The organism is Methylopila capsulata (assembly GCF_016907975.1).
In the GTDB taxonomy this organism is placed as follows: domain Bacteria; phylum Pseudomonadota; class Alphaproteobacteria; order Rhizobiales; family Methylopilaceae; genus Methylopila; species Methylopila capsulata.
This window is the reverse complement of record NZ_JAFBCY010000002.1, coordinates 1,101,193-1,124,905: the sequence shown is the minus strand read 5'-3', so window position 1 is coordinate 1,124,905 and position 23,713 is coordinate 1,101,193. Positions and strand designations below refer to the sequence as shown.

Here is a 23,713-nt window from a genome sequence, read left to right as displayed (position 1 = left end):
GGACGACGGCGAGCGTTGGGACCGGAGTGCGCGCTCTCGAGCGTTCAGCTCTCGCCGGCCTCGATCACCGCGCGCAGCCGCGCCCTGTTTAGCGCCAGCCACTGCAGCGCGATCAGCAGATAGGCATTGCTCGCGACCGGGCTCTCGATGGCCTTGATCGCGGCGTCGATCGGAACCGCGAACGGCCGGGTCAGCTCGCGCTCGTCGGCGGCGCCGGCGTGCTCGGGCAGCGCGCTGGCGTCGACCGAGGCGAGGAAAAGCGTGGCGTGCTCGTCGACGATGCCGGGCGTCGGCAGGAAGGTCAGTAGCGGCTGCGACAGCGCGAGCGCGACGAGGCCGGTCTCCTCGGTGAGCTCGCGGCGCGCGGCGAAGGCTGCATCCTCGCCGGGCTCCATGCGGCCGGCGACGATTTCGACGAGGTCGCCCTTGCCCGTCGCGAGCGCGGCCGGGGCGCGGAACTGGCGGATGAACACGATCTCGTCGCGGGCGAGGTCGACCGCAATCACGCCCACGCACGGCCCCGCGCGCAAGACCTCGCGCTCCTGCACGATGACGCCGCGGCCGGGCGCCTCGGGCAGGGTGGCGCGCCAGAGCTCCAGCTTCCGATAGCCGTCGTGCAGCAGCGTCGGCCCCTCGAACGCCACATCGGCGACCCGGGCGGCCAGAATGTCGTCGTCGGTCACGTCGGCGCTCACTGGGCAACGGCCTCGGGTTCGCGGGCCTCGAGGTCGAAGGCGGCGGCCAGAAGCGCGCGGGTGTAGTCGGTCTTCGGCTGCGCGAACACCTCCGCCGCCGGCCCGTGCTCCACCACCGCGCCATCCTTCATGACGACGAGGTCGTTCGCGAGCGCGCGCACCACCTTCAGGTCGTGGCTGATGAACAGGAAGGAAAGCTTGCGCTTGGCCTGCACGGCGCGCAGCAGGTCGACGATCTGCGCCTGCACCGACATGTCGAGCGCCGAGGTCGGCTCGTCCAGCACGATGAAGGCGGGCTCGAGCGCCAGCGCGCGGGCGATGGCGATGCGCTGGCGCTGGCCGCCGGAGAACTCGTGCGGGTACCGGTCGAGCGCGTCGGCGCCGAGCCCCACGTCCGACAGCGCCTGGGTGGCGGCCTCGCGCCGCGCCGCGGGCTTCAGCCGCGTCCCCTGCACGTCGATGCCTTCGGTGACGATGTCGATCACCGTCATGCGCGGGCTGAGCGAGCCGTAGGGATCCTGGAACACGATCTGCATGTCGGCCCTGAGCGGCCGCATCGCCGCCGCGTTGAAGCCCTCGATCGCCTGGCCGAGGTAGGCGATGCGCCCTTCGCTGGCGATCAGCTTCAGGATGGCGAGGCCGAGCGTAGTCTTGCCCGAGCCGCTCTCGCCGACGACGCCCAGCGTCTGGCCCTCGCGCACCGTGATCGACACGCCGTCGACAGCCTTCACATGGCCGACGGTCTTGCGCAGCAGCCCGCGCTTGATCGGGAACCACACCTTCAGGTCCGCCACCTCGACGATGGCGCGCGCGTCCGGGTCGAGCGGCGGCGGCGCGCCCTTTGGCTCGGCGGCGAGCAGTTTCTTCGTGTAGGCGTGCTGGGGCGCGGCGAAGACCCGGGCGGTCTCGCCCTGCTCGACGATCTTGCCTGCGGTCATGACGCAGACCCGGTCCGCGATGCGGCGCACGATGCCGAGGTCGTGGGTGATGAACAGCATGGCCATGCCGAGCCGGCCTTGCAGCTCCTTCAGCAACGCGAGGATCTGCGCCTGCACCGTCACGTCGAGCGCAGTGGTGGGCTCGTCGGCGATCAGCAGGTCCGGCTCGTTGGCCAGCGCCATCGCGATCATCACGCGCTGGCGCTGGCCGCCCGAGAGCTGGTGCGGAAAGGCGTCCAGCCTCTCGGCGGCGTCCGGGATGCCGACCTGTTCGAGCAGCTGCAGCGTGCGCTCCCGGCACTTCGCCGCCGACCAGCCGCGATGGATCCTCAGCACCTCGCCCACCTGCCGTTCGATGGTGTGCAGAGGGTTCAGCGAGGTCATCGGCTCCTGGAACACCATGGTGATGTCCGCGCCGCGCACCTTGCGCAGCTCGCGCTCGGAGGCCTTCAGCAAGTCCTTGCCGTTGAACAGGATCTCGCCGGAGGGATGCCCCGCCGCGGGGTAGGACAGCAGCCGCACGATCGAGAGCGCCGTGACCGACTTTCCCGAGCCGCTTTCGCCCACGATCGCCAGCGTCTCGCCCTTGGCGAGATCGAACGACACCCGGTCGACCGCAAGCGCCCGGCCGTTCTCGCGGGCGAAGTCGACGGACAGGTCGCGGACGGAGAGCAGGGGAGCGTCGGTCATCGGAACGTCTTCCGCGGGTCGAAAGCGTCGCGCACCGCTTCGCCGACGAAGATCAGCAGCGACAGCATCAGCGCGATCACCACGAAGCCCGAGATGCCGAGCCAGGGCGCCTGCAGGTTAGACTTGCCCTGCGCCAACAGCTCGCCGAGCGACGGCGAGCCCGGCGGCAGGCCGAAGCCGAGGAAGTCGAGCGCGGTGAGCGTGGTGATCGACCCCGACAGGATGAAGGGCATGAAGGTCAACGTCGCCACCATCGCGTTCGGCAGCAGGTGGCGGAACATGATGGCGCGGTTGGAGACGCCCAGAGCCCGCGCCGCGCGGACATATTCGAAGTTGCGGCCGCGCAGGAACTCGGCCCGCACCACGCCGACGAGCGCGGTCCAGGAGAACAGCAGCAGGATCCCGAGCAGGACCCAGACGTTGGGCGCCAGCACCGACGACAGGATGATCAGCAGGTAGAGCGTCGGCACCGAGGTCCAGATCTCGATGAAGCGCTGGAACAGCAGGTCGGTCCAGCCGCCGAAGTAGCCCTGAACCGCGCCCGCCAGCACGCCGATGACGGACGACAGCAGCGTGAGCGCAAGGCCGAACAGCACGGAGAGCCGGAAGCCGTAGATCAGCCGGGCCAGCACGTCGCGGCCCTGGTCGTCGGTGCCGAGCCAGTTCCATTCGAGGTCGGCGCAGGTCCGGGCCTTGGGCGCGCTTCCCCCCTGCGTCGGCGTGGCGTCGCCCTCAGGCGTGCGGCCGACGGAGGCCTTGGAGCACTGTTCGTCGGTCAGCATCCAGGTGGGCGCGGAGGGCGCGGGCGTCGGCAGGTTCAGGTTGATGGTGCGGTAGGAGTAGCGGATCGGAGGCCAGACCATGTAGCCGCCGCTGTCCTTGATCAGCTTCTGGACGTAGGGGTCGCGATAGTTGGCCTCGGTCTCGAACTCGCCGCCATAGGCGGTCTCCGCGTAGGTGACCAGCGCCGGCACGAAGAAGGCGCCGTCGTGCTTCACGAGGAACGGCTTGTCGTTCGCGATGAACTCCGCGAACAGCGTGACCACGAACAGCACAAGGAACAGCATGAGCGCCCAGTAGCCCCGCCGGTTCGCCTTGAAGTTGGCGAGCCTGCGCCGGTTGATCGGCGAGAGCTTTCCAGCCGGGACGGCGGGCATCGGCGGCGCGCCGGGCGAGGGCGGTGGAGCGGCGATCGCAGCGTCGGTCATGCGGCGCCTCGCGGCGAAGGGCGCGACGTCCCCGTCCCCTCCCCGCAAGGGGAAGGGGGGAAGATCGCGCGGTGACTCTGGCGGTTCGCTCGCATCACGTCTCCCGCGTCTCGAAGTCGATGCGGGGGTCGACCCACATGTAGCTGAGGTCCGAGATCAGCGAGACCACGAGGCTGAGCAGCGAGAAGATGAAGAGGCTCGCGAACACCACCGCGTAGTCGCGGTTCACGACAGACTCGAAGCCGAGCAGCCCGAGGCCGTCGAGCGAGAAGATGGTCTCGATCAGCAGCGCGCCGGTGAAGAACGCGCCGATGAAGGCGCCGGGGAAGCCCGCGATCAGCAGCAGCATCGCGTTGCGGAACACATGGCCGTAAAGCACCTGGTTCTCGCTCAGGCCCTTCATCCGCGCGGTCTGGACGTACTGCTTGCGGATCTCGTCCAGGAACGAGTTCTTGGTCAGCAGCGTGGTGGTGGCGAAAGCCGCGATCACCAGCGAGGTGAGCGGCAAAGTGAGGTGCCAGAAGTAGTCGACGATCTTGCCCCAGAGCGAGAGTTGGCTCCAGTTGTCGGACGTGAGGCCGCGGAGCGGGAACCAGTCGAAGAAGGTGCCGCCGGCGAACAGCACCACCAGCAGGATGGCGAACAGGAAGCCCGGGATCGCATAGCCCACCACGATCACCGCGGAGGTCCAGACGTCGAAGCGGGAGCCGTCGCGCACCGCCTTGGCGACGCCGAGCGGCACCGAAATCAGGTAGGAGATCAGCGTCATCCAGAGGCCGAGCGAGATCGACACTGGCATCTTCTCGAGGATGAGGTCGACCACGTCGATGTCGCGGAAGTAGCTGCGGCCGAAATCGAAGCGGGAGTAGTCCCAGACCATCTTCAGGAAGCGCTCGTGCGCCGGCCGGTCGAAGCCGAACTGTTTTTCCAGCTGCTTGATGAAGGCCGGGTCGAGCCCCTGCGCGCCGCGGTACTTCGACGTCACGGGGTCGCTTGAGACCGAGCGCTGCGTCGGCGAGAGGTCGTTGCCCGAGCCGCCCGAGAACCGGTCGGTGGCGTTGGTCCCTTGCCCCGTGACCTCCGCGATCACCCGCTCCACCGGGCCGCCCGGCGCGAACTGGATGATGACGAAGGAGACCAGCATGATCCCGAGGATCGTGGGCACGATCAGCAGCAGGCGGCGTGCGACATAGGCGAGCATGCGGCGTCAGGCCCTCGTCGCGGAGATTAAAGCGCGGGTCCCCCCTCCCCCTTGCGGGGAGGGGGACAGGTGCGCGGCACGAACGATCCCGCTCGAAAAACTCACGCCTTCACCCCCGCTTGCGCCGCCTTGTCCGCGTCCCACCACCAGGTCTCCAGCGTCCCACGCGTGAAGCGCGGCTTTTCCGGCGGATGGCCGTAGGCGTCCCAATAGGCGAGCGTGTGCGTGTCCTTGTACCAGGCGGGGACCCACAGGCGCAGCGCGCGCAGCACGCGGTCGAGCGCACGGGCGGCGACATGAAGCTCGTCGCGGCTCTTGGCGGCGATCATGGCCTCGATCAGCGCGTCAACGGCGGGGTTCGCGACGCCCGCGATGTTCTGCGAGCCCGGCGCGTTGGCGGACTCCGAGGAGTAGACCTGCCGCAGGCCCTCGCCCGGCGTCGGCTCCATGCTCATGCGGCGGCTGACGACGTCGAAGTCGAAGCTGTTGGTGCGGCTCTGATACTGCGCCGGGTCCACCTGCCGGATCGTCCCCTCGATCCCGAGGACCTTCAGGTTCTTGATGAAGGAGTTGAGGTGGGGCTCGAACGAGGGCTCGAACTCGAGGAATTCGATGGTCAGCGCCTCTCCGCCGGCGTTCACCGCGCGGCCGTCCTTGATGGTCCAGCCAGCCTCGCGCAGCAGCCGCGCGCCCTCGCGCAGCCGCGTGCGATCCTGGCCCGAGCCGTCGGAGACCGGCGGGACGATCGGCTCTCCGAACGCCTCGTCCGGGATCTTGCCCCGGAACGGCTCGAGCAGCGCGAGCTCCGCCCCTTCCGCCGGGCCGGTCGCCATCATCTCCGGCGCGCCCTCGAACATCGAGACCGTGCGCTTGTACGCGCCGAACATCAGGTTCGCGTTCATCCACTCGAAGTCGAAGGCGAGGGCGATGGCGGCGCGGGTGCGCGGGTCCTGGAACTTCGCCCGGCGCAGGTTGAACCACAGCCCCTGCGCGCCGGAGGGCGTCAGGTCCGGCAACGTTTCGCGCCGGACCTTGCCCTCGCGCACGGCGGGGAAGTCGTAGCCCGTCGCCCAGACGCGGGAGGTGAACTCCTCGCGGAACAGGTAGGCCTTGCCCTTGAAGGCCTCGAACGCCACCGCCCGGTCGCGGAAGAACTCGTAGCGCAGGGCGTCGAAGTTCCACTGGCCGGTGTTGACGGGGAGGTCTTTCGCCCACCAGTCGGCGACGCGTTCGAAGGTGATGGCGCGGCCGGGCTCGACGCGGCCGACCTTGTAAGGGCCGGAGCCGAGCGGGGCCTCCATGCCGGCGGCCGCGAAATCGCGGGTCGCGTACCAGGCCTTGGAGAAGATCGGCAGGCCGGCCAGCGTCAGCGGCAGGTCGCGCGTGCGCTTCGGCGACAGTCGCAGCACGACGACGTCTTCGGCCTCGACCTCGACGCCTTCAAGGTCGCGGATCGCTTGGGCGATCAGCGGGTGGCCCTTGGCCTTCAGCGTCTCGAACGACCACTTCACGTCCTCGGCGGTGAGCCGCGAGCCGTCGTGGAACCGCGCCTCGGGGCGCAGGCGGAAGCGGAAGGCGAGCCCGTCGCCGGAGACCGCGACGGATTTGGCGACCAGCCCGTAGAGCGCGTCCGGCTCGTCGAAGGCGCGCACCATCAGCGTGTCGAAGGTGAGCTGCATCCCCTGAGCGCCGTCGCCCTTCAGGATGAAGGCGTTCAGCGTGTTGAAGGTCGAGAAGCTCTGGTTGAACGCCGTGGTCGAGGGTGTCTGCGAGAACGAGCCGCCCTTCGGCGCGTCCGCCCGCACATAGTCGAAGGCCTTGAAGTCGGGCCCGTATGCCAGATCGCCGAAGGCGGACAGTCCGTGACGTTCCGGGCCGAACGCCTTCGGATCACCCTCGGCGGCCGCGGGAGCCGCAGGCGCCCCCTTGGTCTCGGCGCTGGCCGCGCGTGGAAACAGTCCGAACGCCGCGGCCGCGCCGGCGTAGACGAGGGTCGTCCGGCGGGTGACGCCGTCGTTCACGAACGGCCTCCGGTGGCCTTCGCCTTCTCCGCGTCCCACCACCACACGTCCGGGAACAGCGCGCCGCGCGGCGGGAGGTTTTCCGGTCGCGAGAAGCGGTTCCAGCGGGCGGTGCGGTCCACGAGGATAGTGAACTGCGGCACGACGTAGTTGTGCGCCAGCAGCACGCGGTCGAGCGCCTTGGTCGCGGCGGTCAGCTCCTCGCGGTCCTTGGCGAAGATGATCCGGTCGATAAGCGCATCGACGCCTGCGTCTTTGATCCCAACGAGGTTGTACGAACCCGGCCTGTTCGCTGACTCCGAACCCCAATAGTTGCGTTGCTCGTTGCCAGGCGAAAGCGATTGGCCCCAATTCGTGGTCACGATGTCGAAGTCGAAGGCGCGGATACGGTTGACGTATTGGCTGTCGTCCAGCAGCCGCTGGCGCACCTCGACGCCGAGACGCTCCAGCGCTGGGGCGTAGAAGCTCAGGATCCGCTCCGAGCTCGGGTCGAAGTAGATGAACTCGACCGTCATGCGCTCGCCGGTCTTGGCGTTCACGAGCTTGCGGTCCTTCACGTCCCATCCGGCCTCGCGCAGCAGGCGCAGAGCCTCACGCAGATTGGCGCGGGTCGCGTCCGGCGATCCGCCGACGGGGTTGGCGTAAGGCGTGGTGAAGACCTCCGGCGGGACCTTGTCCTTCACGCTCTCGAGGATCTCGCGCTCCTTGCCTTCGGGCAGACCCTTCGAGGCCAGCTCGGTGCCGTAGAAGTAACTGTCGATCCGGACGTACTGCCCGAACATGATGGTCTTGTTGATCTCTTCGAAGTCGAAGGCGAGATTGAAGGCCCGGCGCACCCGAGGGTCCTTGAACTTGTCGCGGCGGATGTTGAAGCCGTAACCCTGCATCCGACCGGACTGTGTATCCTTGAAGGTCTCGAGGATCGCGCGCTTCTCGTCCACGGCCGGGAACTGGTAGGCGGTCGCCCAGTTCTTGGCGCTGTTCTCCTCGCGCCAGTCGTACTGATCGCCCTTGAACGCCTCCACCAGCACGGTCGAGTCGCGGAAATAGTCGAACCGCAGCAGGTCGAAGTTGTTCACGCCCTTGCGGACGTTGAGGTCCCGGCCCCAGTAGTCCGCCACCCGCTCGTAGGAGATCCAGCGGCCGGGCGCGAAGTCCTTCACGCGGTACGGGCCGGAGCCGACGGGCTTTTCGAGTGTGCCCTCCTCGATGTTGCGCTTCCGGCCGTTAGCGTCGGTCCCCTCCCACCACGCCTTCGGCAGCACCTGGAGCTGCCCCATGATCTGCGGCAGTTCGCGATTGCCGGGGCCGGAGAAGGTGAAGGTGACCTCGCGCTCGCCGGTCTTCTCGCCCTTCACCACGTCCTGATAGTAGAACCCCATCATCGGGTTGACGCGCTTCAGCGTCTCGAACGACCAGATTACGTCCTCGACCGTGACCGGCGAGCCGTCGTGGAACTTCGCCTCCGGCCGCAAGCGGAATGTGACGGACGACCAGTCCGCCGGATGCCGCACGCTTTCGGCGATCAACCCGTATTCGGTCGCCGGCTCGTCCAGCGCATCCGTCATCAGCGTGTCGTAGAGATACGCCGCGCCGGCCGCCGGATTGCCCTTACGAATGAACGGGTTGAGGCTGTCGAACGTGCCCTGGGTGGCGAGCCGCGCGACGCCTCCCTTCGGCGCGTCCGGGTTGACGTAGTCGAAATGCGGAAAGCCCGCCGGGTACTTCACGTCGCCGAACAGCGAGAGCCCGTGCTTCCAGACGTCCGCCGCGGGGGCCGCCGGCGTCGTCGGAGGCTGCGCCGCGTCCTGGGACTGGGCGGCGGAGCCAAGCGCGAGGCTCGCGACGAGAAGGGCGGCGGACAGGCGGAACGTCATCGGCGGGCGTGGTCCTCTGCAACGCGTCTGGGGCGCGGGCGCCCGCGGATTATGTCGCGAGAGGAGGCGGCTTAAAGGCGAGCGTCAAGGCCGTGCGCGATCATGACGCCGTGACGGCCGCCCGGCCGACATGAAAAAGGCCGGGTGCGAAGCCCGGCCTTTTCGTGAGGCGTCAGCCCCGGAGCGTCACTTCGGCTGTTCGGCCGGAGGGGTCGCGCCCGGCTGTCCCGGCGCGGCGCCCTCCTGCGGCGCCGGAGCGGGTTCGGCCGGAGCCGCAGGCGTGTCGCCGCCCTCGGCGGGCTTGGCCGCGTCGGGAGCCGGCGCCGCGGGCGCGGGCTCCGAAGGTTTGGGATCGGCCGGCTTGGCGTCGGCAGGCTTGGCGTCGCCCCCGCCCGCGGCGCCGAGATCGACCGGCGCGTCGGAGTTCTTGTTGAGGTAGGCGATCAGAGCCGCGCGCTCCTCGAGGCTCTTGATGCCAGCGAAGGCCATCGAGGTGCCGGGGACGTAGGCCTTGGGGTTCTCGAGCCAGTGGCCGAGGTTGTCGACGTCCCACACTTTGTCCGACGTCGCCTTCATCGCCGCGGAGTAGCCGAAGCCCTCCATGTGCGCATGCTTCAGCCCGACGATGCCGTAGAGGTTCGGTCCCGCCTTGGCCGGGCCGCCCTTGTCGAAGGAGTGGCAGGCGCCGCACTTCTTGGCGACCGCCTCGCCCTTCTTCACGTCGGCCGCCGCGACCAGCGCCTTGAAGTCGCCTCCGCCGGCGGCCGGAGCGGCCGCGCCCTTCTCGCCGCCTGCGGCGGCGGGCTTTTCGCCTTCCGCAGGCGCCGCCGGCAGCGGCTGCGGGCTGTCCGAGTTCTTGTTGAGGTAGGCGAGCAGATTCGCCCGCTCCTCGGGATTCTTGATGCCGGCGAAGGCCATCGAGGTGCCGGAGATGTAGCCTTTCGGGTTCTCGATCCAGTGGTCGAGGTTCGCAAAGTCCCAGGTCTTGTCGGTCGTGGCCTTCATCGCCGCGGAGTAGCCGAAGCCCTCCATGTGGGCGTGCTTCAGACCGACGATGCCGTAGAGGTTCGGACCGGCCTTGGCCGCGCCGCCTTTCTCGAACGAGTGGCAGGCGCCGCACTTCTTCGCGGCGGCCTCGCCCTTGGCCGGATCGGCCTTGGCGAGTCGGGCCTCGATCGGAGCCGCGGCCGCAGCGCCGCCGCCCGCATCGCCGCCGCCGGACTCGTCCAGCGCCGCCACTTCGTAGCCCGGCTTTTCGGGTTCGTGCTGGCCAAAGACAAGGCCCGCCACCGCGTTGAGCGTCAGCGTCACGGTCAAAGCGCCGAGCACGGCGCCGGCGATCTTGTTCAGCTCGAACGAGTCCATCTTTCCTCCGCGATCGGCGGCGGCTTCGCTCCGCGCCGTTTTTTGGCCATTTCCAGAAACCTGCGTCAACGCGCGGAGAAACCACGCCGTTCAGCATGTCGGGGCGGGAGGACGCTACCCGCTTTTGCGGAACCGCTGCAACTCGGCTATCACGCCGGCGCTATCATTATTCGCGGCCCGCAAGGGCCTTTAGCGGTCATTCCGCCGTCCGAGCGCCGAACATTTTCCGATGCCGACCCTTCGAAACCATCCGCGCCCGCTGGTCCTCGTCCCGGCCCGTCTCGCCGCCACCCGCCTGCCCAACAAGCCGCTCGCGGACATCCACGGCGAGCCCATGATTCTCCACGTGTGGCGACGCGCGGTGGAGGCCGGCGTCGGCCCCGTCGTGGTGGCCACCGACTCCGAGGAGGTGCGCGACGTGATCGTGGCCGCGGGCGGCCAGGCGGCGATGACCCGGGCCGACCACGCCTCCGGTTCGGACCGCATCCACGAGGCTTTGGGGGTGGTCGATCCGGACCGGGATTTCGACGTAATCGTGAACGTGCAGGGCGACCTGCCGACGCTCGACCCCGCCGTGGTGCGCGCCAGCCTGCTGCCGCTGCAGGACCCTGAGGTCGACATCGCGACCCTCGTGGCCGAGATCGTGCGCGACGAGGAAAAGACCGCGCCGAGCGTGGTGAAGATGGTGGGCGCCGAGATCGCGCCTGGCCGCTTCCGCTGCCTCTACTTCACCCGCGCCACTGCGCCGACCGGTCCCGGGCCGCTCTACCACCACATCGGGCTCTACGCGTACCGCCGGGCGGCGCTCGAGCGCTTCGTGAAGCTGCCCCCGTCGCCGCTGGAGATGCGGGAGAAGCTGGAGCAGCTTCGCGCGCTCGAAGCCGGCATGCGCATCGACGCGGTCAAGGTCGACACCGTGCCGCTGGGCGTCGACACGCCGGAGGATCTCGAGCGCGCCCGCACGCTGCTGATCCACGCCGCGGAGGGCGTTCCGTCGTGACCCCCAATCCCGTCATCGCCCGCGGCGGCCGCATCGCCTATCAGGGCGAGCCCGGCGCCAATTCGCACATGGCGGCGGCCGAGGCCTATCCCGAGATGGACGCCCTGCCCTGCCGCACCTTCGAGGACGCGCTCGCCGCGATCGCCTCGGGTGAGGCGGCGCTTGGCATGATCCCGATCGAGAACTCCGCCAACGGCCGCGTGACCGACATCCACCACCTGATGCCGAACGCGGGCCTGCACATCGTCGGCGAGTTCTTCATGCCGATCCACCACCAGCTGGTGGGCGTGCGCGGCGCGACGCTCGGAACGCTGACGAGCGTCCAGAGCCACGTCCAGGCGCTCGGGCAGTGCCGGAAGCTGATCCGCTCGCTCAAGCTCGAAGCGATCGTCGGCGCGGACACGGCGGGCTCCGCCCGCGAGATCGCCGAGGCCGGCGATCCGACCCGGGCGGCGCTCTCATCGCGGCTCGCGGCCGAGATCTACGACCTCGACGTGCTGGCCGAGGACGTCGAGGACGAAGCCAACAACACGACGCGCTTCGTCGTGCTCGCGCCGGAGGCGCAGCCCGCGCCGCGCGGCGGCGACCTGACCGTGACGACCTTCGTGTTCCGGGTGCGCAACATTCCGGCCGCGCTCTACAAGGCGCTCGGCGGCTTCGCCACCAACGGCGTCAATATGACGAAGCTCGAGAGCTACCAGCTCGACGGCGCCTTCACCGCCACCCAGTTCTACGCCGACGTCGAAGGCCACCCCGACGATCCGGCGCTCGCCCGGGCGCTGGAGGAGCTCGCCTTCTTCTCGACCGAGCTGAAGATCCTCGGCGTCTATCCCGCGCACGACTTCCGCGTCGCCAAGCGCGCCGCGGAGTAGCCGGATCGCGTCTTTTTCCGGCGCAGCGTCCTAGGGCGCCGCGAGCCGCAGCGCGTCGAGGAAGCGGGGGTCGTAACCGCCCTGCCCGTCGTCGACGCCATAGGAGCCGCGGCTCGGCACCCAGAGCGTCCATCCCCAGCCCCGCGCCTCGACCGAACGGGTCACGGCCTCGAGCCAGGCGGCGCGCGACGCGACGTCGTCGGCGAGGCCGTCCACCTTCGAGGCGCCGAACTCCGTCAGCACGATGCGCTCGGGCGGGATGTTGCGGGCGCGGCGCCAACGCTCCAGCGCGTCGAACTGCATGCGAACCTTCGTCGCGTCCCACGTCTCCACGAAGTAGTAGCGGATCGCCGCCTGCGCCTCCTCGACGAGCGCGGGACGGCCCGCGCCGCGCTCCGCCGCGCGGGCGAGCAGGGCGTCCAGTCGATCGGGATTCGCCGGAAACGGCAGACCGGCGATCAGCGGCATGATCGGCAGCGTCCAGGTGCTGCCCTGGTGCGTGAACAGAAACGGCTCGTAGAAATGCACGCTGACGAGGCTCTTGGGGTCCGCGAGCAGCGCGTCGCTGAGGCCGTCCAGGCCCTCGATCTTGGACCAACATCCGCCGGTGACGAACAACAGCAGGTCCGGGGCCTCCGTCCGGATCCGCGCGACGAGGCGCTCCTGGTAGGCGGTCCAGTCGGTCTTGCCTTCGGCCTCGCAGGCCTGCTGCGGCTCGTTCATGGCTTCGAGCGCGATCCGCCCCCGGCGGTTCTTGAGGGTCCGGGCGACGCGGCCGACGAGGTTCGTGTAGCGCTTGAACCGGGGACCTTCGAGCCCGTCGAGCTGGTCCTCCGGGATCTGGCCGTTGAGGCCCGGCGCGGTCAGCGTGACGATGACGCCGAGCTTCTCGCGGCGGAAACGCTCGACGAGCGCGAGGAAGGGGTCGCGGAAGGTCGCCCAGCGGGCCGAACCGGGATCGTCGAGGAACGGACCGAGGTCGATCGTGAGCCGGACGTGGTCGAAGCCCGTCGCCGCGAAGGTGGAGGTCCGGTAGGCGTTCGCGCCGCCGTCGGGGTCCGGGTAGGGCTCGGCGGCGTAGGCCCCGTCAACCACCCTCGGGAACAGGTAGATGTCGGGCAGCCCGGCTCCCTTGCCGAACAGCGGTTCGGCCTGCGCCGGGACCAGCGCCAGCGCGAAGAGGGCGACGACGAGGGCGAGGACGCGGATCACCATGGCGGCGCCGGGAGATCCCGTCCCTCGAGCAGCTCCATGTACTGGGCGCTCATGCGCTCCCGGGCGTAGCGCCGCGAGACTTCGTCGGCGAAGGCGGCGCGGCGCTCGGCCGAGGCCGGCGTCGCAAGCGCCTGCGCCAGCGCCCGCCGCCAGGCGTCGACGTCATGCGGCGGCGCGAAGGCGACCGGGGCGTCGGGCTCCTCGGAGGCCAGGACCTCGCGCAGCACCGCAATGTCGGAGGCGACGATCGGCGCGCCCGACATCGCCGCCTCGACGCCCGCGAGCCCGAAGGTCTCCCAGACCGAGGGGAAGGCGAAGAGGTCGGCCGCGGCATAGAGATCGGCCACGTCCGCCGCCGCGACGCCGCCGAGGAGCCGCAGACGGTCCGCGACGCCGTGGCGTTGGGCCAGCGCCGTCAGCATGTCGCCGTCGCCGCCGTGGCCGGCGATCGCAAGCGTCGCGTCCGGAACTGCCGGCAGCGCCTCGATCAGCACCGATTGGTTCTTCTGCGCGGCCATCCGTCCGACGTTCAGAATGAGCGGGGCGCCTTCGGGCAGGCCGAAGCGCCGACGCGTCTCCTCGCGGCCGGACGCGGCGCGCGGCGCGTCGAGCCCATGCTCGATCAGCCGCATGTCCGTCCGGTAACCCTCAGGGTAACCCCTGAACTCGTTCAGGGTGAACATCGTGTTCGCCACGTTCACGGAATAGCGTCCCGCCGTCCCGACCAGCCGGTCCGCCAGACGCACCAGAGCCTGGGTCTCGCCGGGCGTGCAGGTCTGGTGCACGATGCGGAGCTTCCGGCCGAACAGCCCGGTGAGGATGCACGCCGTCGCCTGATAGGCGAAGATGGCGTCGTGGTCGTCTTGAGCGAGCCGGCGCGCCATCGCGACCGCCGCCTTGATCTTTTCGGCCCTGCCGAAGTCCGGCCGGTCGAACAGCAGCACGGTGTCGACCGTGACGCCCCGCCGGCCGAGATCCTCCGCGATCATGTCGGCCAGCGTCTTCACGCCGCCGAGCTCGTCGGTGTGGAGGATCTGCAGGACTCTCATGCGGCGGGACCTCGTGGCGGGCGGCGGACCGTCAAACCTCTTCCTAACGTTCGCACGTTAAGGTCGCCCTGCCGCGACGGCCAGAAAGGCGTTTCGTGAAGGATTCGAACCTCGTCCTCTATTTCGGCTCGCGCGTCGTCTCCGCCGCCGGCAACCTCGTGTCCGTCGCGCTGTTCACCCGGCTCGTCAGCCCAGCGGAGTACGGCGCCTACGTGCTGACATTCGCCTGGGCGATCATCGTCTACGGCTTCGCGACGCAGTGGATGAAGTTCGCCTATTTCGGCGTCTACCGCGCCGCGCAAGCGGAGACCATCGTGGCGTCCTACGCCCGGCTCGTGGGCGCCGCCACCCTCGTCGTGGCGCTCGGCCTCGGCCTCGCAGCGGCCTTCGGCGCGATGACGCCAGCCTTCGCGGCGGCGCTGTTCGGCCTGTTCTTCGGCATGACGATCTATGAGGCGCTGGTCGAAGTCGCCCGCACCCGGCTGGCGGCGCGAGCGGTCGCGCTGTCGATGATCTTCCGCGCGGTGTTTTCGCTCGTGCTCGGCTGCGTCGCGCTGACGCTCGAGCCGACCGCGATTTCGCTGTCGATCGCGATCGCGGTCGCGCATCTGATCGCCGCCGTGCCGAGCGCGCTCGCGGTCAAGCATTTCGTCGGGGCGCCGGGCGCCCGGGACGCCGCCGCGACCCTGGTGCGCTACGGCTGGCCGCTCATCCTCTCGTTCGGGGTGATGGCCGTCGGCCAGACGGTCGATCGCCTGACGATCTCCTATTTTGCCGGCGACGCGACCCTCGGCCCCTACGGCGTCATCGCCGATCTCATGCGGCAGAGCTTCATGGTGGTCGGCGAATCCATCGCGCTCGCACTCATCACCGTCGGCAAGCAGCTCGCCGACGAAGGCCACGAGGCCGAATCGAACGCGGTCATGCGCCGCGCCTTCCAGGCCTGCCTCGCCGCCGCGACCTTCGGGGCGGCCTTCTTCGTGGTCTTCGGCCACGACCTCGCGCGCCTCGCCCTCGGCGAGCCCTTCGCCCAGCGCGGCTACGAGATCATCCCCTACTTCGCCATCGCCTTCTGCTTCATGACACTCAAGAATTTCTACTTCTCGCAGGTCATCTTCTTCGCCAAGGCGGCGCTGCTCGAGTTCATCATCGCCGCCGTGTTCGTCGCGACCTCGGCGGCGATCGCCCTGGCGCTCGTGCCGTCGCAGGGCGCGATCGGCGGCGCCATCGCCCTGATGATCGCACATGGGGTGGCGACGATCGCCGCCGCGCTCCTCGGCCGCCGCCTGCGAAAACTTCCCGTGGACATGACGGCGCTCGCCGTGATGCCGGCGGCGGCGCTGGGCGTGACGCTCGCGGCCTTTGCGATCGACGGCTGGAGCCTGCACCCGGCCGCGGCGCTCGCCGCGAAGACGGCGCTGTTCGCCGCCGTCGTCGGCGCGATCGCCCTGCGGTTCGACCTGTTCAGCCTCGCCCGCGGCCGAGCCGCGCGCGGATCACCCGCATGACGAACAGCGGGTTGCCGAGCACGTAGCGCCTGAACAGCCGGCGCGGCTCGAGCATCAGCCGCCACAGCCACTCGAAGCGGTACTTCCGGACGAACGCCGGCGCGCGTCGCTTGCCGTGGGACATGAAGTCGAACAGCGCCCCGGCGCAGATCGCGGCCTTGCAGCCCATCGCCTCAAGATGGGCCGCAGTCCAGATCTCTTGCCGCGGCGCTCCCATGCAGACGATCACCAAGTCGGCTCCGGACGCGCGGATTTCGGCCGCCACCTCGTCGCTGCGCTCGTCCGGAAAATAGCCGCCGCGGGCGCCGACATAGTCGTGCCGGGGGGCGATCTTCCGGAATGCGATCTGCGCGAGCTCCGCCACCGCCGGGCGGGCGCCCAGCAGGAACACCTTCAGCCGGTGCTCCGTCTCCGCGAGAAACCGCGGCGTCAGGTCAGTTCCGTTGAGGTTTTCCGGAAACGGTTCGCCGTGGATCCATTTCGCCGCCAGATCGACGCCCACTCCGTCGTTCAACAGCAGGCTGCGCTCGAGCGCGGCCGTCAGGCGCTGATTCCGCCACGCGATGTTCGAGATGTGCGCGTTGAGGTAGCAGATCAGCGCCGGCTCAGGAGCGGCGACAGCGCGATCCATGGCCGCGACCGCTTCCGTCCGCGTCGCGGCGAGCACTTTCAGCCCCAGAATATCGATTTTTTTTGCCATACGGAGCGTGCGGTGCGGAAACGGCGGGCGGGTGTCTGTAGAGTGTCATCGTCGCTGGCTTGCAGCCGACCGTCACTCCAAAAGGCGTCGAATCGACATGTTTCTAGGGACCGACGATCAGAGCGTATACCGCAATCGTTTTCGTATGAAGCGGTTCGGCCAGCTTGTAGTCATAATCGACGAGATAATAAAGCAAAAAGGTCACTGCAATATTATCGACGTCGGCGGTCGATTTGATCATTGGAACGCTTTGTCAGATATTTGGGGAGGAAGATCTCTCCATGTGACGTTGGTGAACCTTGAAGCGGAAACCGTGACGGACCCGCATTTCACCAGCCTTTCGGGCGATGCTTGCAACCTGAAGGACCACGCGGACAACAGCTTCGACCTCGCCTACTCGAATTCGGTGATCGAGCACGTCGGACAGTGGTCGAACCAGAAACGCATGGCGTCGGAGACGCGCCGTGTGGCGCCGCGGCATTTTATCCAGACCCCGAACTACTGGTTCCCGCTGGAGCCCCATTTCCGCACGCCGTTCATCCACTGGCTTCCTCGACCGTGGCGCGCCCTGATCGTGCAGGCCAAGGCCTGCGGCTTCTATCCGAAGGCCGCGAACGTCGACGAAGCCAACGCCATCCTGCAGGACGCGATCCTGCTGAACGCGCCGTCGATGGCCTCGCTGTTCCCCGATTCAACCATCGTGAAGGAACGGGTCGCGGGTCTGACGAAGTCGCTGATCGCCGTGCGCTGAGGCGTCACGCCCTGAACCAGCGGCGCGCGACCGCCTTCGCCCGGTCCGCCGCCGCGAGGCCGAGGCGCCACGCCGCGGTCGCATGCAGCCAGGCGAGCGCGCGGTCACGCACGTCGGCGACGAAGACGTAGCCCCTCGCGAACCATGGGATCGTCATCAGCTTCGGTTTGCCCAGATGCAGGACGCGCTCGGAGGTGAGGATGCTGAGCAGGTGGCAGGCCGCCAGCGCAGCGCCGCCCTCCCAGGGATGGCCGACCGCCATCCAGTAGAGCGACAGCGCCTTCAGCGGCTCGATCAGCAGAAACGGCACGGCCAGCAGCGCCAGCACGACGTAGGGCGGCGCTTCCGCGATCGCCCGCCCCAGGCGCTGGAGAAGCTCAAATTCGCCGAGCCGGCGAAGGATCGGGCGCACCAGCGGCCCGAGCAGTCGGTCGAGCGCGCGGTAGACAAGGACGGCGGCCGCGATCGGCGCTGACACCACAGCGCGCGTCCAGGACCTTGGAGACGCCACGATCAGCCTCGGTAGGCCACGAGGATTGCGCCGGCGCCGATCAGCGCAACGCCGAGCCAGTTCGCGCCCGACAGCCGCTCGCCCAGGAAGGCCACGCCGAACACCGCGACGAGAACGACGCTGAGCTTGTCGATCGGCGCCACGCGGGCGGCGTCGCCGAGCTGGAGGGCGCGGAAGTAGCAGATCCACGACGCGCCGGTCGCGAGCCCGGACAGCGCGAGAAAGGCGTAGGTCCGGCCGCTGACGGCGCCTGGGTCCTGCCATTGCCGGGTCGCAGTGAGAATCCCGGCCAGAGCCAGCAGGATGACGATCGTCCGCACGAAGGTCGCGAAATCGGAACTGACGTTCGCCACGCCGACCTTGGCGAAGACGGCGGTCAGCGCGGCGAACACGGCCGAAAGCAGGGCCCAGATCTGCCAGGACGCGAGCAGGCTCTTCATGACGCGGCGCCCTCGGGATCGGCGAGCAGCGCCAGGAAGGCGCGCTCGGCCTGCGTCTCATACCGCTCGACGCGGCGCAGCGCGAAGAACGAGCGGCCGGGAAGCGGATAGGGCACGGCGACCAGCGCGCCTGAGGCCAGCGACGGCGCGGCGACCAACGTCGACAGCACGGTGGCGCCGGCGCCCGCCTCCACCGCCGCGCGGCAGGCCTCGTTGGAGGGAAGCTCGAGCGCGATCTCGCGGTCGCCCAGCGAAAGCCCGGCGGAGGCGAACGCCTGTTCGAGGATCGCCCGCGTGCCGGAGCCGGGTTCGCGCAGCACCCAGCGCGCGGCGGCGAGATCGGCGCGGCCGACGCGCCTCCCGTCGGTCCAGGGATGAGCGCGGCCGACCACCAGCGCGAGGTCGTCCTTCGCCACGGGCGCGACCGACAGCGTCGGGTCGTCCACCGCCCCCTCCACCACGCCGAGGTCGGCGGCGCCGTCGCGCACCAGCGCGGCGATGGTCTCGGTGTTGCCGATGGCGAGCGTCAGCGCGACGCCGGGATAGGCGGTCCGGAACCGCTGCATCAGCGGCGGCAGCCAATAGCTCCCTACCGTCTGGCTGGCGCCTAAGGCGAGCCGGCCGCGCTTGAGGCTCGCGAGATCCGCCAGCACCGTTTCGGCGGCTGCGGCACGGGCGAGCACAGCGCGCGCCTCCGTGAGGAACAGGCGGCCGGCCTCCGTGAGGGCGATGCGCCGGCCGACGCGGTCGAACAGCTTGGCGCCGTAGCGCGTCTCGAGCGCCGACACCGCCGCGCTCGCCGCCGACTGGGTGAGGTGGAGCGCTTCCGCGGCCTTGGTCACGTGCTCGCGTTCGGCGACGGCGACGAAGATCCGAAGCTGCTCCAGCGTCATGCGGGTCCGGGGGTTCAGGTCGCGAGCTTGACCAGCGCCAGGCTGAAGCTCGCGATGAAGAGGAACGACGCCAGCCCCAAAAGCAAGGGCCTCAGTCCCTTCTCTCGCAGTTTGGCGAGGTCCGTCTCCAACCCCATGGCCGCGAGCGCGACCGCGAGCAGCGCCGGCGTCGCCTCGATCGCGAAGGTCTTGGGGGCGGCGGGAAGCGTGACGACGCTGTTGAGCGCGACCAGCGCGACGAAGCCGAGCACGAACCACGGGAACGGCGCGCGCGCCGCGCCGTCGCCGCTCCGCGCCATATAGAACCCGAGCGCCGCCACGACGGGCGCCAGCATCATCACGCGGGCGAGCTTCGCCACCACGCCGAACTCGCCGGCGTCCGGCCCCTGCTGGAAGGCGGCGGCGACGACCTGGGCGATCTCATGGATCGAGGCGCCGGACCACAGCCCATAGGCATGGGCGTCGAGGCCGAATGGGCTCGCGAGATGAGGATAGGCGAACATGGCGATCGAGCCGAACACCGTCACGCAGGCGACCGCGTAGGCGACGTCCTCGTCGCGTCCGCGCACGGCCGTGTTGGCCGCCAGCACGGCGGAGGCTCCACAGATCGAGGTCCCGGCGGCGATCAGCTGCGCGAGCCGGGCGTCGACTCCGAGCAGGCGGCCGAGCGCGACCGTCGCCAGAAAGGTCGCACCGAGCGAGGCGGCGATGACCGCGACGCCGCCGGCGCCGACCTCCGCCACCTGGCCGACGGTCAGCTGCAGGCCGAGCAGCACGATCGCGACCCGCAGCACGCGGCGCATCGCGAAGACCACCCCGGGCCGGAGGTTGGGCAGCGGCCCCAGGGCGACGCGGACGACGACCCCGAGGCCGAGCGCGAGGATCATCGGGCTGAACGATCCGAGCCCCGGCGCGAGCCGCAGGCCGTAGCCCGCGGCGGCGACGAGCGCCGCGAGCGCGAGGCCGGGCGCCAGCGCGGCGAACTGCGTACGCGCCGGGGGCGCGGGAAGGGTGGCGTCGGTCACAGCGATCTCCTGCGTGGACGCAGGACGATCGCACTCTGCATTCAATCAATCCAACGCATTAATAGCGTCAGAACGTTCGTGAAAACCGATTATAGCCGCCGAAGGCCGGTGACGGGATCGCCCCCCGCCGCGATGCGCGCGATGGCGGCCTGCAGCGGCTCCAGAGCCACCGCCATGGCGTGGCCGTTGGCGTGGACGATCGTGTCCCTGTCCCGCACCAGCGCGACGTGGCCCTTCCAGAACAGAAGGTCGTTGCGCCGGACGTCGTCGAGCGCCACCGCCTCGCCCAACGTCGCCTCCTGCATGTCGGCGTCGCGCGGCGCCGCGATTCCGCAGGCGGCGAGCGAAACCTGCACGAGGCCGGAGCAATCGAGGCCGAGGCTGGTCCGGCCTCCCCAGAGATAGGGCGCGCCGACGAAGCGCTCCGCGACGGCGGCGGGATCGCCCTCGAAGGCGTCGACCGGCGCCAGATGCGCCGCGATGGCGTAGGCGCCGGTGTCGAGCACGGCGAAACGGCCGGCGAGATCGGCGACGCTCACCCTGGCTCCCATGGAGAGCGCGTCCGCGGGCGGCGTCTTGATCGACGGCTCGGGGAACAGCAGCGTCCGAAGGGCGGCCACGCGGTGGGTGGCGCCCGGACCGAGGTCCGCCGACAGCGCGGCGGACGGCATGTAGCCGACATAGCCGTCGAGCGCGAGCTGCACCCAGGCCCAACCCTCGAGCTCGTCGTAGACGACGACCTCCTCGCCGAACAGCGCCTCGGTCTCGAGGCTCGCCAGCGGGTTGGGCGCCCGGCGGAGGCCGGCGTGACCGACGGCGACGCGCCGGCGGGCGCCCTCCACGAAGCGGAGCGCCTCCACCTGGCCCTTGAGATGGGCGGCGGCGACGTCGGGGCGAGCGGGGGTCAGGCGGCGGTCGAGAGGCGTCTTCATCGCCCGCCACTCTATCCAAAAATCGCGAACGAAACGTCGTCGTTTCGGAGGGGCCGTCAGCCCTTGAAGAGGTAGGGCGCGGCGATGAAGCCCAGCACGACGAGGACAAGCGACACCCAGAACACCTGCGTCAGCCGGGTGTCCATCAGCCGCTTCGCCTGCGGGCCGAACCGATAGAGCAACGCGCAGGGCAGCGCGAAGCGCACGCCGCGGGCGACGACGCTCGCCGCCACGAAGGTGACGAAGTCGAGCTGCGTCAGCCCGCTCGCGATGGTGATGACCTTGTAGGGGATCGGCGTGACGCCGCCGCCGATCAGCACCATCAGCCAGCCGTACTCGTTGTACTTTCCGGCGATCTCCTGGAAGTCGCCGGACATGCCGTAGAACCGCAGCAGCGGTTCGCCGACCGCCTCGAACAGGAAGAAGCCGATGGCGTAGCCGAGGATGCCGCCGAGCACGGAGGAGACGGTGCAGATCAGCGCGTAGCGGAACGCCTTGGCGCGTTCGGCCAGGATCATCGGCAGCAGCATCACCTCCGGCAACGCCGGCAGAAACGAGCTTTCGACGAAGCAGAGCCCCGCCAGCGCGCGCTCGGCGTGCCGGTGCCGCGCCATCTTCAGCGACCAGTCGTAGACCCGTTTGAGCATCGTCCCCCGCGAACCCTGGTTCGCGAAGGTTATGGCCGATCAAGGCTGCGCCCGTCCGCCCCGAAACGCCGCGCCAACGCCTTCGTGAAGGCGAAAGCCTTCAGCCATTCGCCTTGACGGCGCCCGACACGTAGACGGAGTCGTCGTACGTCTTGGTGGCCAGGTCGAAGTCGCCGACATCGACGAAGCCGCCGAGCCAGGCCAGGACCTCCTCCGCGGTATGGCCGCGATGGGCCGCAAGGTCGATCGACAGCGGCGCCTCGAACGCGACGTCAAAGCGCGAGTCCAGCTCGGTCTCGCCCTCGGCTTGGACGGCGAACACGCCCCCGCCCCGATGATCAAGGGCGATCCGCGCCGAGCGGAAGCCTTCCTGTCCATAGAAGGTCACGAGGCCCGGCGTTTCGAACCAGTCCTCCTTCGTCAGCGCGTTCGGCGTCCAGAGGCCTGCAAAGTCGACCCGCAGCCCATCGAGGTCGCGAAAGCTGCAGGTGGGGAAGGTTTTCGCGGGAAGATCGAGCCATTCGGTCAGCAGGTGGGGACTGAGCCAAGCCGCGAACTCGTCGTCGTCCGCCGCAGTGTCCGCGTTGTTGGGGTTGAAGAAGAACCGAGGCGATTGGACGCTGATCACCAGGTTCACGGTCTCGCTGGGCGTCTGGCCCGGCCAACGGCCGAGGCCGCCGCGCAGCGAGACGGCGGCCTCCTCGACCGGCAAGTCGAGCGGAAAGCCTTGGTAGGTCCCGCGGAAGCTTGGCATCGTCTCCGCTCCTCAAGCTCAGCGGCCATAGCGCTCGGCGATCAGCGCCGCCAGCGCCCGCGCGCCCTGCGCCTCGCCGCCTTCGGGACGGCCGGGCTTCGCCGACGGCGTCCAGGCGAACACGTCGAGATGGGCCCAGGTCTTCGCCTGGCCGACGAAGCGGCGCAGGAACAGCGCCGCGGTGATCGAGCCCGCGAACGGGCCGCCGGAGATGTGGTTCACGTCGGCGATCTTCGAGGCCAGCAGGTCGTCGTAGGGGTTCCAGAGCGGCATGCGCCAGAGTGGGTCGTGCTCGGCCTGCCCGTGCCGCAGCAGGTCGGCGGCGAAGGCGTCGTCGTCGCTGTAGAGCGGCGGCAGGTCGGGACCGAGCGCGACGCGGGCGGCGCCGGTGAGGGTGGCTGCGTCCACGATCAGCTCCGGCGCCTCCTCGTCTGCCAGCGCCAGAGCGTCGGCCAGCACGAGCCGGCCCTCCGCGTCGGTGTTGCCGATCTCGACCGAGAGGCCCTTGCGGCTCGGGATCACGTCGCCGGGGCGGAAGGCGTCGCCGGAGATCGAATTCTCCACCGCGCCGACGATCAGCCTGAGCCGGACGGGGATCTTCGCGCCCATCACCATGTCGGCGGCCGCGATCATAACAGCCGAGCCGCCCATGTCCTTCTTCATCAGCAGCATGGAGGCGTCGGGCTTGATGTTCAGGCCGCCGGTGTCGAACACCACGCCCTTGCCGACGAGGGTCACCTTCGGCGCGTCTTCGGACCCCCAGACGAGGTCGACGATCCGCGGCGCGCGATGGGCCGCGGCGGCCCGGCCGACCGCGTGGACGAGCGGGAAGTTTCGGGCCAGCAGATCGTCGCCGACGATCGAGGTCACCGTCGCGCCATGCCGCTCGCCGAGCGCGCGGATCGCAGCCTCCAGCTCGACGGGGCCGAGGTCGTTGGCGGGCGTGTTGATCAGGTCGCGCGCGGTCTCGACCGCCCGGACCGTGCGCTCCAGCGCCGCGACGTCGACGTCGTCAGGAGCGACGAGGCGGATGTCCTTGGCCGCCGGCTTGCCGTAGCGGCTGAAGCGGTAGAGCCCGAGCGCGAGACCGAGCGCCGCAAGCCGGGCGGTCGCTCCCGCGCCCTCGAAGCGGTAAGTGCCCGCGGGCAGGACGCCGGTGAGCTTTCCGGCGAGGAAGGGGTTTTTCTCCCGCACGCCCGCGCCTTCGGTCACGAAGACGACGCCCGCGAGGGCGCCGTCGGCGCCCGGAACCGTCAGCGTCGCCCCCGCCGAGGTCTCGAAGCCGGTCGCCTTCGCCCATGCGCGCGCCGCGTCCGGGAGATCAGCGCCTCCAGGCACGAACCAGATCGGCGTGGCGCCGTCAGCGGCGGGGACGAAGATCGACGGCATGAGAGGCCTCCAACTCGGATCGCTTGAACGCA

22 protein-coding genes are annotated in these 23,713 nt (G+C 69.5%); 4 read left to right on the top strand and 18 right to left on the bottom strand.

Annotation, left to right across the window (positions count from 1 at the left end; translation table 11 throughout):
* Nucleotides 1-44: 44 nt before the first annotated feature.
* From JOD31_RS10990 to JOD31_RS10960, 7 genes are all read right to left on the bottom strand, one after another.
* A complete protein-coding gene (locus JOD31_RS10990) occupies nt 45-683 on the bottom strand; it encodes an NUDIX domain-containing protein (protein WP_271206130.1) in 639 nt (212 codons plus the stop codon).
* An 8-nt stretch (nt 684-691) separates the two neighbouring features.
* Nucleotides 692-2,323 (bottom strand): ABC transporter ATP-binding protein, encoded by a 1,632-nt coding sequence (locus JOD31_RS10985; protein WP_204950342.1) that lies wholly within the window; start codon nt 2,321-2,323, stop codon nt 692-694.
* Nucleotides 2,320-3,531: an ABC transporter permease gene (locus JOD31_RS10980; RefSeq protein WP_204950341.1), complete on the bottom strand. Its 1,212-nt coding sequence runs from the start codon at nt 3,529-3,531 to the stop codon at nt 2,320-2,322. Before JOD31_RS10980 ends, JOD31_RS10985 begins: the two co-directional genes overlap by 4 nt.
* Nucleotides 3,532-3,625: 94 nt before the next feature.
* Entirely contained in the window at nt 3,626-4,732 is a 1,107-nt protein-coding gene (locus JOD31_RS10975) for a microcin C ABC transporter permease YejB (RefSeq protein WP_204950340.1), read from the bottom strand.
* A gap of 101 nt (nt 4,733-4,833) precedes the next feature.
* Nucleotides 4,834-6,753 carry an extracellular solute-binding protein gene (locus JOD31_RS10970; RefSeq protein ID WP_204950339.1) on the bottom strand — a complete coding sequence of 640 codons (1,920 nt, stop codon included), beginning with the start codon at nt 6,751-6,753 and terminating at the stop codon, nt 4,834-4,836.
* Nucleotides 6,750-8,630 (bottom strand): extracellular solute-binding protein, encoded by a 1,881-nt coding sequence (locus JOD31_RS10965; protein WP_204950338.1) that lies wholly within the window; start codon nt 8,628-8,630, stop codon nt 6,750-6,752. The genes JOD31_RS10970 and JOD31_RS10965 overlap by 4 nt, the downstream gene beginning before the upstream one ends.
* 186 nt (nt 8,631-8,816) lie before the next feature.
* Complete coding sequence (locus JOD31_RS10960; protein WP_204950337.1) at nt 8,817-9,995, bottom strand: c-type cytochrome; 1,179 nt, start codon at nt 9,993-9,995, stop codon at nt 8,817-8,819.
* 229 nt (nt 9,996-10,224) lie between these two features.
* On the opposite strand from JOD31_RS10960, the gene JOD31_RS10955 reads away from it, so the two are divergent.
* Together JOD31_RS10955 and JOD31_RS10950 are read left to right on the top strand one after the other, a co-directional pair.
* The gene (locus tag JOD31_RS10955; RefSeq protein WP_204950336.1) at nt 10,225-10,995 is read left to right on the top strand and encodes a 3-deoxy-manno-octulosonate cytidylyltransferase; all 771 of its coding nucleotides are present in this window, start codon (nt 10,225-10,227) and stop codon (nt 10,993-10,995) included.
* On the top strand, nt 10,992-11,867 hold the full coding sequence (locus JOD31_RS10950) for a prephenate dehydratase (RefSeq protein WP_271206129.1): 876 nt from the start codon (nt 10,992-10,994) through the stop codon (nt 11,865-11,867). The genes JOD31_RS10955 and JOD31_RS10950 overlap by 4 nt, the downstream gene beginning before the upstream one ends.
* A 30-nt stretch (nt 11,868-11,897) precedes the next feature.
* On the opposite strand, the gene JOD31_RS10945 is transcribed toward JOD31_RS10950, so the two are convergent.
* Together JOD31_RS10945 and JOD31_RS10940 are read right to left on the bottom strand one after the other, a co-directional pair.
* Entirely contained in the window at nt 11,898-13,082 is a 1,185-nt protein-coding gene (locus JOD31_RS10945) for a glycoside hydrolase family 5 protein (protein WP_204950335.1), read from the bottom strand.
* Nucleotides 13,076-14,131: a glycosyltransferase family 4 protein gene (locus tag JOD31_RS10940; RefSeq protein WP_204950334.1), complete on the bottom strand. Its 1,056-nt coding sequence runs from the start codon at nt 14,129-14,131 to the stop codon at nt 13,076-13,078. The genes JOD31_RS10945 and JOD31_RS10940 overlap by 7 nt, the downstream gene beginning before the upstream one ends.
* A 95-nt stretch (nt 14,132-14,226) precedes the next feature.
* Here JOD31_RS10940 and JOD31_RS10935 point away from each other — a divergent pair, with 95 nt between their 5' ends.
* Complete coding sequence (locus tag JOD31_RS10935; protein ID WP_204950333.1) at nt 14,227-15,639, top strand: lipopolysaccharide biosynthesis protein; 1,413 nt, start codon at nt 14,227-14,229, stop codon at nt 15,637-15,639.
* Here JOD31_RS10935 and JOD31_RS10930 read toward each other — a convergent pair.
* A complete protein-coding gene (locus JOD31_RS10930; protein WP_204950332.1) occupies nt 15,596-16,270 on the bottom strand; it encodes a WecB/TagA/CpsF family glycosyltransferase in 675 nt (224 codons plus the stop codon). The genes JOD31_RS10935 and JOD31_RS10930 overlap by 44 nt on opposite strands.
* Here JOD31_RS10930 and JOD31_RS19500 point away from each other — a divergent pair.
* Nucleotides 16,269-17,090, top strand: a complete 822-nt coding sequence (locus JOD31_RS19500; RefSeq protein WP_246482420.1) for a class I SAM-dependent methyltransferase — start codon at nt 16,269-16,271, stop codon at nt 17,088-17,090. The genes JOD31_RS10930 and JOD31_RS19500 overlap by 2 nt on opposite strands.
* Before the next feature lie 4 nt (nt 17,091-17,094).
* Here JOD31_RS19500 and JOD31_RS10920 read toward each other — a convergent pair whose 3' ends face one another.
* The 8 genes from JOD31_RS10920 to JOD31_RS10885 form a co-directional block, all read right to left on the bottom strand.
* Nucleotides 17,095-17,568: a hypothetical protein gene (locus JOD31_RS10920; protein ID WP_271206128.1), complete on the bottom strand. Its 474-nt coding sequence runs from the start codon at nt 17,566-17,568 to the stop codon at nt 17,095-17,097.
* Nucleotides 17,569-17,603: 35 nt separating this feature from the next.
* Nucleotides 17,604-18,041 carry an EamA family transporter gene (locus JOD31_RS10915; protein ID WP_204950330.1) on the bottom strand — a complete coding sequence of 146 codons (438 nt, stop codon included), beginning with the start codon at nt 18,039-18,041 and terminating at the stop codon, nt 17,604-17,606.
* Nucleotides 18,038-18,934: a LysR family transcriptional regulator gene (locus JOD31_RS10910; RefSeq protein ID WP_204950329.1), complete on the bottom strand. Its 897-nt coding sequence runs from the start codon at nt 18,932-18,934 to the stop codon at nt 18,038-18,040. Before JOD31_RS10910 ends, JOD31_RS10915 begins: the two co-directional genes overlap by 4 nt.
* Before the next feature lie 14 nt (nt 18,935-18,948).
* Nucleotides 18,949-19,959 carry a YeiH family protein gene (locus JOD31_RS10905; RefSeq protein ID WP_271206127.1) on the bottom strand — a complete coding sequence of 337 codons (1,011 nt, stop codon included), beginning with the start codon at nt 19,957-19,959 and terminating at the stop codon, nt 18,949-18,951.
* Nucleotides 19,960-20,048: 89 nt separating this feature from the next.
* A complete protein-coding gene (locus JOD31_RS10900; RefSeq protein ID WP_204950328.1) occupies nt 20,049-20,891 on the bottom strand; it encodes a C40 family peptidase in 843 nt (280 codons plus the stop codon).
* Nucleotides 20,892-20,947: 56 nt separating this feature from the next.
* The gene (locus tag JOD31_RS10895) at nt 20,948-21,538 is read right to left on the bottom strand and encodes a YqaA family protein (RefSeq protein WP_204950327.1); all 591 of its coding nucleotides are present in this window, start codon (nt 21,536-21,538) and stop codon (nt 20,948-20,950) included.
* Between the two features lie 100 nt (nt 21,539-21,638).
* Nucleotides 21,639-22,292, bottom strand: a complete 654-nt coding sequence (locus JOD31_RS10890; protein WP_204950326.1) for a hypothetical protein — start codon at nt 22,290-22,292, stop codon at nt 21,639-21,641.
* A gap of 18 nt (nt 22,293-22,310) precedes the next feature.
* Nucleotides 22,311-23,681 carry a leucyl aminopeptidase family protein gene (locus JOD31_RS10885; protein WP_204950325.1) on the bottom strand — a complete coding sequence of 457 codons (1,371 nt, stop codon included), beginning with the start codon at nt 23,679-23,681 and terminating at the stop codon, nt 22,311-22,313.
* Nucleotides 23,682-23,713 lie beyond the last annotated feature (32 nt).